The following is a 1508-nucleotide window of genomic DNA, read 5'->3' on the forward strand; positions in this document are numbered from 1 at the left end:
CCCTAATGGGGCCGCACTCGGTCGGTTCTGGAGATGATCGGGTGTCCGAGCCGCCGGTGGGTGAACACTGCCCGACCCAGGTCCGATCGTTGAGGCCCAGGCCTAGATCGTGTCCCCGCCGGTTGGGGAGGAGAGGCAGATGGCCGGTGGGATGTCGTGCCGTGCGAGCACTGATCCATTAGGTCGCCACGGTCTTCTCCTCCATGGTCCGGGCTTGATGAGGCCGATCCGGAGGAGGCAGCAGCGCGGTGTTGTTCATCGGGAACGACTGGGCCGAGGCCCATCACGACATCGAGATCGTCGATGAGCACGGGCGGCGGCTGGCCAGACGCCGATTGCCCGAAGGCCTCGAGGGGCTGGCGACGCTGCATGCGCTCGTCGCCGATCATCTGGCCGAGGACGCCGATCCCGAGCAGGTGCTGATCGGGATCGAGACCGACCGCGGCCCGTGGGTGCAGGCGCTGCTCGCCTCGGGCTACACCGTCTACGCGATCAATCCGCTGCAGGTGGCCCGCTACCGCGAACGGCATGGCACCGCCGGCGCCAAGAGTGACCCCGGTGACGCGCACATCCTCGCCGAGCTAGTCCGCCTGGACCGGGTCCACCACCGCCCGATCGCCGGGGACTCCGAGCTTGCCGAGCACGTCAAAGTGCTGACCCGCACCCACCAGTCGCTGATCTGGTCGCGACAGCGACAGACCAACGCAATGCGCTCGATGCTGCGCGAGTTCTACCCGGCCGCCCTGCAAGCCTTCGAGGAACTGGCCGGCCGTGACGCCCTCGGGGTGCTGGCGATCGCGCCCTCACCGGAGGCCGGTCGCCGTCTCTCACTGAACAAGATCAGCGCGACGTTGCGGCGGGCCGGGCGGCAACGCAACCTCGAGACCACCGCGCAGCGAATCCAGGCCGCGCTGCGCGCCCCCCAGCTGCAGGCCCACCCGGGCGTGATCGGGGCCTACACCGCCAGCGTGAAAGCACTGGTCGCTGTGATCACCGAGCTGGTCGCCCAGATCGACACGCTGCAGGGCGAGGTGGAGGCGGGTTTTGGTCGGCACCCGGACGCTGAGATCTACCTGAGCCAGCCCGGGCTCGGGCCGGTCCTCGGCGCCCGGGTGCTCGCCGAGTTCGGAGACGATGCCGACCGCTACACCGACCCCAAGGCCCGCAAGAACTACTCCGGCATGGCCCCCATCACCCGGGCCTCGGGCACCAAACGCGTCGTGCTCGCCCGCTACGCCCGCAACCGACGACTGGCCGACGCCCTCTACCAGCAGGCCTTCGCCGCCCTGACAGGATCGCCCGGCGCTCGCGCCTACTACGACCGCCAACGCGATCGCGGCGCCACCCACCACCAGGCCCTGCGCGCCCTATCCAACCGACTCGTGGGCATCCTCCATGGCTGCCTGCGCCACCACACCGTCTACGACGAGCGCACCGCCTGGCCCGCCCACGAACACAGCCCGCTCTCGGCCGCCGCTTGACCACTTAGCGCCGTGGGATGTCTAGGC

At 69.7% G+C, this 1508-nt stretch carries 1 protein-coding gene; it reads left to right on the forward strand.

All coding sequences use genetic code 11. The annotated features are described in order from the left end of the window. Positions 1–248 precede the first annotated feature (248 nt). The gene (locus tag ABD644_RS22625; protein ID WP_344691623.1) at positions 249–1481 is read left to right on the forward strand and encodes an IS110 family RNA-guided transposase; all 1233 of its coding nucleotides are present in this window, start codon (positions 249–251) and stop codon (positions 1479–1481) included. Positions 1482–1508: the final 27 nt, after the last annotated feature.

It is taken from the genome of Blastococcus jejuensis (assembly GCF_039534705.1).
GTDB lineage: Bacteria > Actinomycetota > Actinomycetes > Mycobacteriales > Geodermatophilaceae > Blastococcus_B > Blastococcus_B jejuensis.